Origin of the sequence: Bradyrhizobium sp. Arg816 (genome assembly GCF_029989365.1) — a bacterium.
Classification (GTDB): Bacteria; Pseudomonadota; Alphaproteobacteria; order Rhizobiales; family Xanthobacteraceae; genus Bradyrhizobium.
This window is the reverse complement of record NZ_JAPRAQ010000003.1, coordinates 1-12963: the sequence shown is the minus strand read 5'-3', so window position 1 is coordinate 12963 and position 12963 is coordinate 1. Positions and strand designations below refer to the sequence as shown.

Genomic DNA, 12963 nt, shown 5'->3' with positions numbered 1-12963 from the left:
AGCCGGCTGATGCCGATTGATGGGTGAATTTTTCGCGCGAGATCAACCACACACCTTCATCCAACCAGAAAAGCGATTCCTCAAAATGGTTACACGTCGTGATGTCGCATCGATTGTCGGACTTGGCGCGATGGCTGCGGCCACGCTGGCCTCACCGGCCGTGGCGCAGACCGCAGCGGATCCCAACGAATCGACCTTTGCCCGCATTCGCCGCACCAAGAAGATGCGGATCGGCGCGGTCGGCGGCGGCGCGCCCTACTACATGAAGGACCTCGCCAGCGGCCAGTGGAAGGGCTTCTACGTCGACATCGCCAAGGCGCTCGCCGACGACATGGAGGCCGAGCTCGAGATCACCGAAACCACCTGGGGCAATTCGGTGCTCGATCTGCAGTCCAACAAGATCGACATCTTCTTCGGCCTCAACCCGACCCCGAAGCGCGCGCTGGTGGTCGACTTCTCGGTGCCGGTCTTCAACAACGCCTTCGGCATCCTCTGCAAGAAGGACTTCAAGCCGAAGAGCTGGGCCGAGCTGAACTCGCCCGACGTCAAGATCGCCGTCGACCAGGGCTCGTCGCACGACCAGGTCGTCAGCCGCCTGACGCCGAAGGCGCAGATCTCGCGACTGAAGACCGCCGACGATGCCACCGCCGCGCTGCAAACCGGCCGCGTCGACGCGCAGTGCCTGATCACCATGCTGTCGCTGACCGTGCTGAAGAAGAATCCCTCGCTCGGCCAGTTCGTGCTGCCGACTCCGATCTTCGCCACCACGTCGAATGCCGGCTTCCGCCGCGAGAACGACAAGACCTTCCGCGACTACGTCAACACCTGGATCGACTTCAACAAGGGCCTCGGCTTCATCCGCAACGCGATCATCACCAACATGGAGCTGGTCGGCGTGACCGAAGCGGACATTCCGCCGGGCGTTTCGCTGTAGGCTTCCACTGTCATTCCGGGGCGATGCGAAGCATCGAACCCGGAATCTCGAGATTCCGGGCTCGCCCTTCGGGCGCCCCCGGAATGACGGCACCCCCACGACGAGTAAGAATACGCATGTATCAGTGGGACTTCGGCATCCTCTGGAGCTATCGCTGGCTCTTTCTCAACGGGCTCGGCGTCACCGTCGGCTTCACCGTGGTCATCGTCGTGCTCGGTCTCGTCTTCGGCCTGTTCGGCGCGTTCGGCAGCCTGTCGCGCTTCAAGGCGGTACGCCTGCTCGCCCTCACCTTCATCGAGGCGTTCCGCTGCACGCCGATCCTGGTGCAACTGATCTGGTTCTACTACGCGCTACCGATCCTCGCCGGCGTCGAGATGACGCCGATCACGGCCTCGGCGCTCGCGCTCTCGCTCTATGGCGGCTCGTTCTATTCCGAGATCATCCGCGGCGGCATCATCTCGATCGACAAGGGCCAGTCCGAAGCCGGCGCCGCGCTCGGCATGACGCCGGGGCAGAGCATGCGGCGCATCGTGCTGCCGCAGGCGATCAAGCGCATGATCCCGGCGCTGATGAACCAGTCGATCATCCAGTTCAAGAACACCTCGCTGGTTTCGGTGCTCGCCGTGCCCGACCTCGTCTACCAGAGCCAGGTCGCCGCCCATGACAGCTACCGGCCGCTGGAGACCTACACCGCGGTCGCGGTCGCCTATGCGGCGATCCTGATCCCCCTGACCATCCTCGTCCGCCGCGGCGAGAAGCGACTGGCGGTCAGCGAATGAGCGAGCCGCCCAAGAACACCGCGAAGATCGAGATCCGCAGCCTGCGCAAGAGCTTTGGCAGCAACGAGGTTTTGAAGAACATCAGCCTCGACGTGGCCAAGGGGGGCGTGGTGGCGCTGATCGGCCCATCCGGCTCGGGCAAGTCGACGCTGCTCCGCTGCATCAATCTGCTGGTCGTGCCCGACGGCGGCAGCGTCCGCGTCGGCGACACAAGCTTCCAATTCGGCGAAGGCGCGAAGCTTCCGGACGTGAAGACGCTCGCAAAATTCCGCACCACCACCGGCATGGTGTTCCAGCATTTTAATCTTTTCCCGCACATGACGACGCTTCAGAACGTCATGGAGGGGCCCGTCACGGTGCGCCGCATGGCCAAGGCGGACGCCGAGAAGCTCGCGCGCGCGCAGCTTGCCAAGGTGGGCCTTGCGGAAAAGGCCGACCAATATCCGGCAACACTCTCAGGCGGGCAGAAGCAGCGCGTCGCGATCGCGCGCGCGCTCGCGATGGAGCCGGACGTGATGCTATTCGACGAGGCCACCTCGGCGCTCGATCCCGAACTCGTCGGCGAGGTGCTCGCCGTCATGCAGCGGCTGGCCTCGGAGGGCATGACCATGGTGATCGTCACCCATGAGATCGCCTTCGCCCGCGAGGTCGCCGACCGCCTCATCTTCATGCGCGACGGTGTCGTCGTCGAGGAAGGCCCGGCGCGACAGGTGATCGACAATCCGCAGGAAGCCGCGACGCGCGCCTTCCTCAGCCATTTCCACCGCACCGGCGCGTTGCCGCCGGCCAACGCAGCACCGTGATGCCTGATATCGATCGCGCCTATCTCGTCACCGGTGCCGCCAGCGGCATCGGCCGCGCCACCGCAAAACTGCTCGCGGCCCCCGGCACCGCGCTTCTGCTCCACACCCGCTCGAACACGGAAGGTCTCGATGCCGCTGCGGCCGAAGCCGAAGCGAAAGGCGCGGTCGTCGCAAAGTGCCTCGGCGATCTCGCCGAGGAAGCAGCCGTCACCGACGCCGTCGCCGCCGCGCAACGCGCCTTCGGCCGGCTCGACGGATTGATCCTGATCGGCGGTCATGCCCGCCGCGGCAGCGCGATCGGCACGCCGGCGGATCAGTTCCGGCAGGCAATGGACGAATCGGCGCTGGCGTTCACGCGGCTGGTCGACGCAGCGCTGCCGCTGCTGCGCGCCGGGCGCGATGCGCGGATCGTGGCGGTGTCTTCTTTTGTCGCGCATGCGATCCGGCCCGAATTCGCACCCTTTGCCGCCACCGCCGCGAGCCGCTCCGCGCTCGAAGCGCTGGTGCGTCTCACCGCGATCGAGCTCGCAAAAGACGGCATCACCGTCAATGCAGTGTCACCCGGCCTCATCATCAAGGACAAGCCGAGCGAGAGCCGGCTCTCGCCCGAGCAGATTGCCGCAACCGAAGCGCTGATTCCGATGCGCCGCCGCGGGCGGCCGGAGGAAGTGGCCGAAATCATCGCCTTCCTGGCATCACCGAAGGCGTCCTACGTCACCGGCCAGGTCTGGCACGTCAACGGAGGCCTGACATGACCGAAGCAACCGTCGAACGCATCAGGCTGTTCCTGATCGAGAGCCCGATCAAGATGGCGCGCCTCCAGGGCGTCGGCAACGTCAAGGGCACGGTGAAGCGCGTGCTGATCGAGCTCACCGCGAGCGACGGCGTGATCGGCTGGGGCGAGGCGGCACCGTGGGAAGTGTTCACGGGAACGCCGGAAGCGGCCTTCTCCGCGCTCGACATCTATCTGCGGCCGATCATGCTCGGCAAACCCGTGCGCCGCATTCGCGCGCTGATGGCCGAACTCGACCGTGCGCTGGTCGGTCATGCCGAGGCCAAGGTCGCGATCGAGATGGCGCTGCTCGACATCGTCGGCAAGTCGTCAGGATTGTCGGTCGCCGACCTGCTCGGCGGCCGCGTGCGGGACACGATTCCCCTCTCCTTCTCCATCGCCGATCCCGATTTCGCCGCCGATCTCGAACGCATGCGAAAAATGGTTCCGGACGGCAATTTCATCTACAAGGTCAAGACCGGCGTAAAACCGCATCGCGAGGACCTCGATCACCTCGAAGCGATCCGCAAGGAATTCGGCGACAAGGTCGATCTGCGCGTCGATTACAACCAGGCGCTGGCGCCGTTCGGCGCCATCAAGATCCTGCGCGACGTCGAAGAGTTCGCCCCGACCTTCATCGAGCAGCCGGTGCCGCGCAAATTTCTCGACGTGATGGCGCAGCTCACCGCGGCGCTTGAAACACCCGTTCTCGCCGACGAAAGCTGCTTCGACCGCCGCGACATGATGGAGGTGGTGCGCCGCGAGGCAGCCGATGCGGTCTCGATCAAGCTGATGAAGGCCGGCGGCCTGTTCGAGGCGCAGGCGATCATGGCAATCGCCGACGTCGCCGGCCTGCCCGGTTATGGCGGCACGCTGTGGGAGGGCGGCATCGGGCTTGCCGCCGGGACGCAGCTGATCGCGGCAACGCCGGGCATCTCGCTCGGCTGCGAATTCTACATGCCGCATCACGTGCTGACCGAGGACGTGCTGGAAGAGCGCGTTGCCAACCGCGCCGGCCATGTGGTGGTGCCCGACGGCCCGGGTCTCGGCATCCGCGTCAGCGAGGCCTCCGTCCGCGCCAATGCGCGGGTGCTTGCGGAGGTGTAATTCCGTCATTCCGGGCTCGCGCTTTGCGCGCCCCGGGACGACAGCGGAGCATGCCGCCCCCGCGGCCCCTAACCTTTCCCTTAGGGACTCCCTATCGTATGGTCCGGTCAAACACGCCCGCCCCCATCGGGCCATCCGGAAACTCTCCATGTCTGATCCCGCCTGGTCGCTGCACTCCCGCCTGAAAGAGGACACCATCGACATCGGCGACCTGCCGCTGTCGAAGGTCCTGGTTATCAAGGACGCGCATTATCCCTGGCTGCTGCTGGTGCCGCGGCGGCCCGATGCGGTCGAGATCATCGATCTCGACGAGGTGGAGCAGGCGCAACTGATGACGGAGATCTCCCGCGTCTCGCGCGCGCTGAAAGAGATCACCAAATGCGACAAGCTCAATGTCGCCGCGCTCGGCAACCTCGTGCCGCAGCTTCACGTCCATATCATCGCACGCCGCACCAGCGACGCCGCATGGCCGCGGCCGGTCTGGGGCGTGATGAAGCCCTTGGCGCATGACGCCACCGAGGTGCAGACTTTCATCAGCGCGCTTCGCCGCAAGATCTGGTTGGGTTGAGAACAAGAAATGTCAGCATTCGACTCGTTTCCGCTGGGACAGCCGGCCTTCGTCACTCACGTCCTCGATCGCGCCGCGCATCTGCGCCGCGACGACGAAAAACTGTTCGCCATGGAGCAGAAGCCATCGTCGCGCGCCTATGTCGTCTACCGCGACTCGCTGCTGGTGAAGCGCGAGGGCGACAAGGCGCGCGCGCTGCTGGGAGTAGACGAGGCGCTGAAATGCGGCGCGAACCCCGGCACGATCTTCCTAGGGTTGCGCGACGGCGCCGCGGTGTTCGGCATGGGAATGTCGCAGGCGGCGGCGGAGAAGCTGATCGGCCGCGAGGACTACACCGTCACCGAGCTGCGCGGCATGGCGATGCAGGGCGCGATTCCGCCCGACGAGCTCTCGGCGATCGCGATGGCGAAGTCGATGGTGAGCTGGCACCAGCGCCACGGCTATTGCGCCAATTGCGGCACGCGGAGCGCGATGAAGGAAGGCGGCTGGAAGCGCGAGTGCCCTGCTTGCAAGGCCGAGCACTTTCCGCGCACCGATCCCGTCGTGATCATGCTGGTCGCCTCGGGCGAGAAGTGCCTGCTCGGCCGCCAGAAGCAGTTTCCGCCGGGAATGTATTCCTGCCTCGCCGGCTTCGTCGAGGTCGCCGAGACCATCGAGGATGCGGTACGCCGGGAAATCCTCGAAGAATCCGGAATCCGCTGCACCGACGTGCAGTATTACATGACGCAGCCCTGGCCCTATCCGTCGTCGCTGATGATCGGCTGCAGCGCCCGGGCGCTGAACGAGGACGTCGTCGTCGATCATTCCGAGCTGGAGGACGCGCGCTGGTTCACCCGCGAGGAGGCCGCGCTGATGCTGACGCGGACGCATCCGGACGGGCTCGCCGGCCCGCATCCGTTCGCGATCGCCCACCATTTGCTCGGCCGCTGGGTGCACGACAAGACCGGCGCGTAAGCTGGGGCCGCCGGTGGCCACATCAGGAACCGCGCCGCCCATCCTCTGCATCGGCATTCCCGTGCGCGACCTCACCTTTCGCGTCGAGGCCGTGCCCGCGCGCGGCAGCAAGGCCAACGCCACGCATCTGGCCGAGATCTGCGGCGGCAACGCGCTCAATGCTGCGATCGCCATTTCGCGGCTCGGTGGCCGGGTCTCCTTCGCAGGACCGATGGGCGATGCACGGGAAGTGTCGAGCGGCTTCATTCTCGAACAGATGGCCCGTGAGGGCATCGACACGACGCACGTGGTGCGCATGCCCGGCCTGACCACGCCGGTCTCGGCGATCCTGATCGAGCCCTCGGGCGAGCGGACGCTGACGATCTATCGCGATCCCGGCCTGTGGAGCGTGAAGCTGCCGGACGGTGACGCGCTGCTCGCCGATTGCCGGGCGGTCCTCGTCGAGAGCCGCTGCGGCGCCCTTTCTATCGATCTCTGCGCCGAGGCGCGACGGCGCGGCATTCCCGTCATCGTCGGCGTCGATCGCGCGATGTCGTTGCAGGACGGCCTGCTCACGGCCGCCTCGCACCTGCTGTTCGCCAGCGACCAGGTGCAGGAGACGGCCGGCGTCGCCGACGACGGTGGCGCGTTGAAGCGCCTGGCCAGGCTGACGCCGGCCTTCCTCGCCGCCACGCGCGGCCCGCGTGGCACGATCTGGCTGGACGAGGCGGGCGAGCTGGAGGAGACACCGGCCTTCCCGGTTCAGGCGGTCGATACGCTCGGGGCCGGCGACGTCTTCCATGGCGCCTTCGCGCTTCGCCTCGCCGAGGGCGAGGAGGTGCGGGAGGCGCTGCGATTCGCCGCGGCCGCCGCGGCGCTGAAATGCGCCCGCCATGGCGGCGGCATGGCCGCCCCACAACGCGTTGAAGTTGAAGAGCTTTTGCGAGGCAGGCTCTAGAGCGGTTCCACTGTTACGTCGAGATTATAGGCTTGCCGTGGAAAGATTTTCTCTATATCAGGGAAATCAGCCCCTTAAATGGAACAAAGTTCTTCAAATGACTGACCTCGCCGTGCAACTCCCCGAGACCAGCCGCCGCCTCGATGCCATCGACCGCAAGATTCTGATGGTGCTCCAGGAGGATGCCTCCCTCTCCGTCGCCGAGATCGGCGACCGCGTCGGGCTGTCCTCGACCCCCTGCTGGAAGCGCATCCAGCGGCTCGAGGCCGACGGCGTGATCCTGAAGCGGGTCGCCCTGGTCGACCAGAACAAGATCGGGCTCGGCATCTCCGTGTTCGTGTCGGTCGAGAGCGCCGACCATTCGGACGCCTGGCTGAAGAAGTTCGCCGAGGCCGTGAGCGCCATGCCCGAGGTGATGGAGTTCTACCGCATGGCCGGCGACGTCGACTACATGCTGCGCGTCGTGGTCGCCGACATGCAGGCCTATGACGTGTTCTACAAGAAGCTGATCAGCGCCGTGCCGCTGAAGAACGTCACCTCGCGCTTCGCGATGGAGAAGATCAAGTCGGTCACCGCGCTGCCGATCCCGACGGTGGTGGCGGCTTAGAGGCTTAGTTCGCAGGCCTCACCACAAGGAAGCTGTCATCGCCCGGCCTTGACCGGGCGATCCAGTATTCCAGAGGCGGCGATTGGATACGGAGAAGCTGCGGCGTACTGGATGCCCCGGTCCCGGCTCCGCCAACGCTACGCCGAGGCCACCAGGGTACTCCAGTGAAGGCGGCAAGCCGGGGCATGACAGCGGAGATTTGCGGCGCGGGTTGTGCTCCCCTGATGCCGCCGCTCAAATCGTCTGATTGTACGCGCCGACTTCGGGATGCGTGCGGAGCACGCTGTTCACCATCTCGAACATGTCGTGCATGCGCTGCTCGGAGACCGGGCTCTCGACCACGACGACGAGCTCGGGCTTGTTGGAGGACGCGCGTACCAGGCCCCAGCTGCCGTCCTCGACCGTGACGCGTACGCCGTTGACGGTGACGAGATCGCGGATCGCCTGTCCCTCGATCTTGGCACCCTTGGCCTGCAAGCCTTCGAAATGCTTCACCACCTGGTCGATGACGCCATACTTGGTCTCGTCGGCGCAATGCGGCGACATGGTCGGCGACGACCAGGTTTTTGGCAGCGCGTTCTTCAAATCGGCCATCGACTTGCCCGGCGCGCGGTCGAGCATGTCGCAGATCGCGAGCGCCGACACCAGGCCGTCGTCATAGCCGCGTCCATACGGCTTGTTGAAGAAGAAGTGGCCGGACTTCTCGAAGCCCGCGAGCGCACCCGTCTCGTGGGTGCGGCGCTTCATGTAGGAATGGCCGGTCTTCCAATAAGCGACCTTGGCGCCCTGCTTCTGCAGCACGGGATCGGTGACGAACAGGCCGGTCGACTTCACGTCGACGATGAACTGCGCGTCCTTGTGGATCGCCGACATGTCGCGGGCGAGCATCACGCCGACCTTGTCGGCGAAGATTTCCTCGCCGGTGTTGTCGACGACGCCGCAGCGATCGCCGTCACCGTCGAAGCCGAGACCGACATCGGCCTTGTGATGCAGCACCGCGTCGCGGATCGCGTGCAGCATTTCCATGTCTTCCGGGTTCGGATTGTATTTCGGGAAGGTGTGGTCGAGCTCGGTGTCGAGCGGGATCACCTCGCAGCCGATCGCCTCCAGCACCTGCGGCGCGAACGCGCCGGCCGTGCCATTGCCGCAGGCGGCGACGACCTTGAGCTTGCGGGTCAGCTTCGGACGGCCGGTGAGATCGGCGATGTAGCGCGCCGGATAATTCTCGTGGAACTGGTAGGAGCCGCCGGCCTTGTTCTTGAATTCGGCGTTGAGCACGATCTCCTTCAGCCGCGTCATCTCGTCGGGGCCGAAGGTCAGCGGGCGGTTGGCGCCCATCTTCACGCCGGTCCAGCCATTGTCGTTGTGCGAGGCCGTGACCATGGCGCAGCAGGGCACGTCGAGGTCGAACTGCGCGAAATAGGCCATCGGCGTCACCGCGAGCCCGATGTCGTGCACCTTGCAGCCCGCCGCCATCAGGCCGGAAATCAGCGCATATTTGATCGAGGCCGAATAGCCGCGGAAATCATGGCCGGTGACGATCTCCTGCTTGACACCGAGCTCCGCAATCAGGGCGCCCAGCCCCATGCCGAGCGCCTGGATCCCCATCAGGTTGATTTCCTTCTGGAACAACCAGCGCGCGTCGTATTCGCGAAAACCCGTAGCCTTCACCATCGGCTCGGATTCGAAGGCATAGGTGTTGGGCAACAAGACGGATTTCGGCTTGGGGAACATTGAGACGGTCTCGTGAAAATGGCGGGAATTGATGCAGCCTTAGCGAATGCCGGGCCGCAGCGGAAGGCGGGAATGGCAGCTTATGGCTTATAATTGCGGCAGTTTGGTAACGGGGAAACGCGGCCCCGGCGCGAGACTTCCGCCAATGCCGTCCTGAAAAAATCGGTGCGAACGACCGTTCGTCAGCGCGGTGAGAGCCCTTGAAGCCGCTTACTGCTCCAGCACCATCTGGCCGTTGGCGTATTCGAAGCGCTTGAGGCGGGACAGGAAGGAGAGGCCGAGCAGGTTCTCGGACAGTGCCTCGTCCGGCAGCACCATGGCGTCGACGTCGCGCACGACGAGGCCGCCAACCTCGAGCATGGCGATGCGCGTGCGCGCGGCCTTGATGGTGCCGTTGGCGGTCGAGACGGTGGCGTTGTACTCGCCGCGCGAGGGACGCAGGCCAAAGCGGGCGGCCGAGCTCTCGTTCAGCGCGACCACGGAGGCGCCGGTGTCGATCATGAAGCCGATCCGTTGGCCGTCGATGCGGCCTTCGGCCTGAAAATGGCCACGGCCATCGCGGGAGATGGCGAGGCTGCGCCCACCGGCCGGCGCCGTCGCAGCAACCGCAATCGTCGTGCGCGGCGCTGACGTCGCGGAGGCGGAACTCATCCTGTCCGCCATCTGCGCCATGAACGTGCCGAGGCCGATCATGATGGCCGCGAGGATCATTATGTTACGCATCACACCACTTCCGAGCCGGAAAGCTCGATTTCACCACGCGACACGTCTGGCCGCGAGCGACGCTGCGGTCAGAGCGCCGCTATTTTGACGAAAAGGATGAGCGGAGGGTTAATGCGTCTTCGTGGCTTCTCAGGTCCCGCGCGGCTTGACCCGCCGGGTTGGCAGCGCGCTCGCCGGATCCTCCGGCCAGGGATGGCGCGGGTAGCGGCCGCGCAGGTCGGAGCGCACGGCGGCGTAACTGCCGCGCCAGAAACCGGGGAGGTCGCGCGTCACCTGCACCGGGCGTTGCGCCGGCGACAGCAATTCCAGCACCAGCGGCACCTTGCCGGCGGCGATCGACGGATGGGTGTTGAGCCCGAACAACTCCTGGAGCCGCACCGCGATGGTCGGCCCCTGCTCGGCCTCATAGTCGATCGCGAGCACGCTGCCGGTCGGCGCCTCGAAATGCGTCGGCGCCTCGCGATCGAGCCTTGCGCGCATCTCCCAGGGCAACAGCGCCATCAGCGCGTCGGAGAGATCGCCGGCCGAGATGTCCTTCAGCGCGATCTTGTCGTAGAGCGCCGGCACCAGCCAGTCGTCGCGCCGCGCGATCAGTCCGTCGTCGGACAAATCGGGCCAGCTGTCGCCCTCGGCCTTGCGCAGAAACATCACGCGGTCGCGCCACTGTTTTGCGGCCTTCGACCAGGGCAGCCGGTCGAGACCTGCGGCAATCAGCCCATCTGCGAAGATACGCGCAGTCTCCTCCGAAGGCGACACCGCGAGTGTTGCCTCAGACAGCGTGATCGCATGCAGCGCGCGCTTGCGCCGCGCGCGCAGCGCCATCGCGCCACGATCGAAGGAGATCTCGTCGACGGTCTCGATATGCTCGGCGAAATGCCGCTCGATGTCGTCTTCGCTGATCGGCGCTGCCAGCAGAACGCGGCCGCTCGCCGCCGTGCCCGTCATCTCGCCGATTGCGATGTAGGGCGCGCGCGCGAGCGACGAAGTCTGCTCCACCGCGGCGCCGCGACCATTGGCGAGCACGAAGGTGCCATTGCCGCGATTGCGCGCGACACGGTCCGGGAAGGCATAGGCGAGCATCAGGCCGGTCGAGAGATCATCCTGTCCGGTTGCGGCCTTCTCCGACGCCGCCACCTGCGAAGCCCAGCGCCGCGCGAGATCGCGCGCGCTCGCGGCGCGCGGCGAGCGATCGCGCCGGAACTGATCGCGCCGGTACTCGAGATCGACGCTGTCGCCGCCGAGCCCGCGCTCGGTGATGATGGCCGCGATCTCGGCGGCGGCTTCGCCGCTGCCGACGCGATGCGAATCCACGATCATGCGCGCCAGCCGCGGCGGCAGCGCCAGCGCGCGCAGGCTTTTGCCTTCGGCGGTGATGCGCCCGTCGCCATCGAGCGCGTTGAGCTCGGAGAGAAGGCTCTTCGCCTCTTTCCAGGCGGGCTGCGGCGGCGGATCGAGGAATGACAGCGCCGAAGGATCGGCGACGCCCCATTGCGCGAGATCGAGCACCAGCGAGGAGAGGTCGGCACTGAGGATTTCCGGCTGGGTGTAGGGCGCAAGCGAGGCCGTCTGCGGCTCGTCCCAGAGCCGGTAGCAGACACCGGGCTCGATGCGGCCGGCGCGGCCGCGGCGCTGGTCCACCGCCGCACGCGCAGCGCGCACGGTCTCGAGCCGCGTCAGGCCGATGTCGGGCTCGTAGCGCGGCACGCGGGCGAGGCCTGAATCGACCACGATGCGCACGCCCTCGATGGTGAGCGAGGTCTCCGCGATCGAGGTCGCCAGCACCACCTTGCGCGTGCCCTTCGGCGCGGGTGCGATCGCGCGGTCCTGCACGGCAGCATCGAGCGCGCCAAACAGCGGTACGATTTCGATGCTGGCATCCTGAACGCGCTCGCTGAGGAAATTCTGGGTGCGGCGGATTTCGGCCGCGCCCGGCAGGAACGCCAGCACCGAACCGCTGTCGGCGCGCAGCGCGGACGCGATCGCATCCGCCATCTGCCGCTCCACCGGCGCATCCGCCTTGCGGCCGAGATAGCGCGTCTCGACCGGGAAGGCGCGGCCCTCGCTCTCGACAACGGGCGCGTCCCCGAGCAGCTTTGCCACGCGGGCGCCGTCGAGCGTTGCCGACATCACGAGGATGCGCAGATCCTCGCGCAGGCCGGTTTGCGCGTCACGCGCCAGCGCGAGGCCCATGTCGGCATCGAGCGAGCGCTCGTGGAATTCGTCGAACAGGACCGCCGCGATGCCGGAGAGCTCGGGATCGTCGAGTATCTGGCGGGTGAAGATGCCCTCGGTCACCACCTCGATGCGCGTCGTACGCGAGATCTTCGAGCCGAAGCGGACGCGGTAGCCGACGGTTTCGCCGGCGCGCTCTCGAAGCGACTTGGCCATACGCTCGGCACTGGCCCGGGCAGCGATACGCCGCGGCTCCAGCACGATGATCTTCTTGCCCACGGCCCAGGGCGCATCCAGCAGCGCCAGCGGCACCCGCGTGGTCTTGCCGGCGCCGGGCGGCGCCACCAGCACGGCGGCGTTATGCGCCTCCAGCGTGCGCGAGAGATCGTCGAGCACGGCATCGATTGGGAGGGGCGTGTCGAAGCTGCGGGGCAAAAGTCTCGGTCCGTCATCGTCCGCGCAGGGCGGACGATCCAGTCAACTCAGATCCCGGCCATTCCGAGGATCTCTGCATACTGGATACCCCGCCTTCGCGGGGTATGACAACAATGCGTGGCTATCAGCCCTGCACCGGCGGACGGCCGATGCTCTCGTAGGTGAAGCCGGCGGCTTCCATGTCTTCGGGCCGGTAGACGTTGCGGAGATCGACGACGACGGGCTGGGTCATGGCCGCCTTCAGCCGGTGGAGATCGAGCGCGCGGAACTGCACCCATTCGGTGACGATGACGAGCGCATCGGCGCCTTGTGCGCAGGAATAGGCGTCCTCGCAATAGGTGATGTTCGGCAGCTCGCCCTTGGCCTGCTCCATGCCGACGGGATCGAAGGCCTTGACCGTCGCGCCCATGTCGATCAGGCCGGTGACCAGCGGGATCG

Annotated in this window: 13 protein-coding genes; 9 read left to right on the top strand and 4 right to left on the bottom strand. The window is 66.3% G+C overall.

From position 1 onward, the window contains the following. Nucleotides 1-85: 85 nt before the first annotated feature. The 9 genes from OWC48_RS08685 (at nucleotide 86) to OWC48_RS08645 (ending at nucleotide 7461) form a co-directional block, all read left to right on the top strand. Nucleotides 86-934, top strand: coding sequence for a transporter substrate-binding domain-containing protein (locus OWC48_RS08685; protein ID WP_212489396.1), 849 nt, complete (start codon nucleotides 86-88; stop codon nucleotides 932-934). A 116-nt stretch (nucleotides 935-1050) separates the two neighbouring features. After that, nucleotides 1051-1713 carry an amino acid ABC transporter permease gene (locus OWC48_RS08680; protein ID WP_143846141.1) on the top strand — a complete coding sequence of 221 codons (663 nt, stop codon included), beginning with the start codon at nucleotides 1051-1053 and terminating at the stop codon, nucleotides 1711-1713. Then, complete coding sequence (locus OWC48_RS08675; RefSeq protein WP_282519611.1) at nucleotides 1710-2516, top strand: amino acid ABC transporter ATP-binding protein; 807 nt, start codon at nucleotides 1710-1712, stop codon at nucleotides 2514-2516. The genes OWC48_RS08680 and OWC48_RS08675 overlap by 4 nt, the downstream gene beginning before the upstream one ends. After that, nucleotides 2516-3271 carry an SDR family NAD(P)-dependent oxidoreductase gene (locus OWC48_RS08670; protein WP_282519610.1) on the top strand — a complete coding sequence of 252 codons (756 nt, stop codon included), beginning with the start codon at nucleotides 2516-2518 and terminating at the stop codon, nucleotides 3269-3271. Before OWC48_RS08675 ends, OWC48_RS08670 begins: the two co-directional genes overlap by 1 nt. After that, complete coding sequence (locus tag OWC48_RS08665) at nucleotides 3268-4395, top strand: muconate cycloisomerase family protein (protein ID WP_282519609.1); 1128 nt, start codon at nucleotides 3268-3270, stop codon at nucleotides 4393-4395. Before OWC48_RS08670 ends, OWC48_RS08665 begins: the two co-directional genes overlap by 4 nt. Nucleotides 4396-4543: 148 nt before the next feature. Further along, on the top strand, nucleotides 4544-4963 hold the full coding sequence (locus OWC48_RS08660) for an HIT domain-containing protein (RefSeq protein WP_063979832.1): 420 nt from the start codon (nucleotides 4544-4546) through the stop codon (nucleotides 4961-4963). A 9-nt stretch (nucleotides 4964-4972) separates the two neighbouring features. Then, the gene (gene nudC, locus OWC48_RS08655) at nucleotides 4973-5917 is read left to right on the top strand and encodes an NAD(+) diphosphatase (RefSeq protein ID WP_208084085.1); all 945 of its coding nucleotides are present in this window, start codon (nucleotides 4973-4975) and stop codon (nucleotides 5915-5917) included. A 13-nt stretch (nucleotides 5918-5930) separates the two neighbouring features. Continuing rightward, nucleotides 5931-6854, top strand: a complete 924-nt coding sequence (locus OWC48_RS08650) for a sugar kinase (protein ID WP_282519608.1) — start codon at nucleotides 5931-5933, stop codon at nucleotides 6852-6854. A 97-nt stretch (nucleotides 6855-6951) separates the two neighbouring features. Further along, the gene (locus tag OWC48_RS08645; RefSeq protein WP_282519607.1) at nucleotides 6952-7461 is read left to right on the top strand and encodes an Lrp/AsnC family transcriptional regulator; all 510 of its coding nucleotides are present in this window, start codon (nucleotides 6952-6954) and stop codon (nucleotides 7459-7461) included. Nucleotides 7462-7695: 234 nt separating this feature from the next. Here the strand turns inward: OWC48_RS08645 and OWC48_RS08640 are convergent, their stop codons facing one another. The 4 genes from OWC48_RS08640 to OWC48_RS08625 all read right to left on the bottom strand — a co-directional run. Continuing rightward, the gene (locus OWC48_RS08640) at nucleotides 7696-9195 is read right to left on the bottom strand and encodes a phosphomannomutase/phosphoglucomutase (protein ID WP_282519606.1); all 1500 of its coding nucleotides are present in this window, start codon (nucleotides 9193-9195) and stop codon (nucleotides 7696-7698) included. 210 nt (nucleotides 9196-9405) lie between these two features. Then, on the bottom strand, nucleotides 9406-9918 hold the full coding sequence (locus tag OWC48_RS08635) for a TIGR02281 family clan AA aspartic protease (RefSeq protein ID WP_071909170.1): 513 nt from the start codon (nucleotides 9916-9918) through the stop codon (nucleotides 9406-9408). A gap of 129 nt (nucleotides 9919-10047) precedes the next feature. Beyond that, on the bottom strand, nucleotides 10048-12525 hold the full coding sequence (gene hrpB, locus OWC48_RS08630; protein WP_282519605.1) for an ATP-dependent helicase HrpB: 2478 nt from the start codon (nucleotides 12523-12525) through the stop codon (nucleotides 10048-10050). A gap of 124 nt (nucleotides 12526-12649) precedes the next feature. Continuing rightward, nucleotides 12650-12963, bottom strand: a 314-nt coding sequence (locus OWC48_RS08625; protein ID WP_282519604.1) for a UDP binding domain-containing protein, incomplete at its 5' end; no start/stop codon positions are given.

Bases quoted from the DNA above. Each gene is read 5' to 3' on its own strand.
- OWC48_RS08640 (WP_282519606.1), bottom strand. From the start codon at position 9,195: ATGTTCCCCAAGCCGAAATCCGTCTTGTTGCCCAACACCTATGCCTTC.
- OWC48_RS08670 (WP_282519610.1), top strand. From the start codon at position 2,516: ATGCCTGATATCGATCGCGCCTATCTCGTCACCGGTGCCGCCAGCGGC.
- OWC48_RS08660 (WP_063979832.1), top strand. From the start codon at position 4,544: ATGTCTGATCCCGCCTGGTCGCTGCACTCCCGCCTGAAAGAGGACACC.
- nudC (WP_208084085.1), top strand. From the start codon at position 4,973: ATGTCAGCATTCGACTCGTTTCCGCTGGGACAGCCGGCCTTCGTCACT.
- OWC48_RS08645 (WP_282519607.1), top strand. From the start codon at position 6,952: ATGACTGACCTCGCCGTGCAACTCCCCGAGACCAGCCGCCGCCTCGAT.
- OWC48_RS08675 (WP_282519611.1), top strand. From the start codon at position 1,710: ATGAGCGAGCCGCCCAAGAACACCGCGAAGATCGAGATCCGCAGCCTG.
- OWC48_RS08680 (WP_143846141.1), top strand. From the start codon at position 1,051: ATGTATCAGTGGGACTTCGGCATCCTCTGGAGCTATCGCTGGCTCTTT.
- OWC48_RS08685 (WP_212489396.1), top strand. From the start codon at position 86: ATGGTTACACGTCGTGATGTCGCATCGATTGTCGGACTTGGCGCGATG.
- OWC48_RS08665 (WP_282519609.1), top strand. From the start codon at position 3,268: ATGACCGAAGCAACCGTCGAACGCATCAGGCTGTTCCTGATCGAGAGC.
- OWC48_RS08635 (WP_071909170.1), bottom strand. From the start codon at position 9,918: ATGCGTAACATAATGATCCTCGCGGCCATCATGATCGGCCTCGGCACG.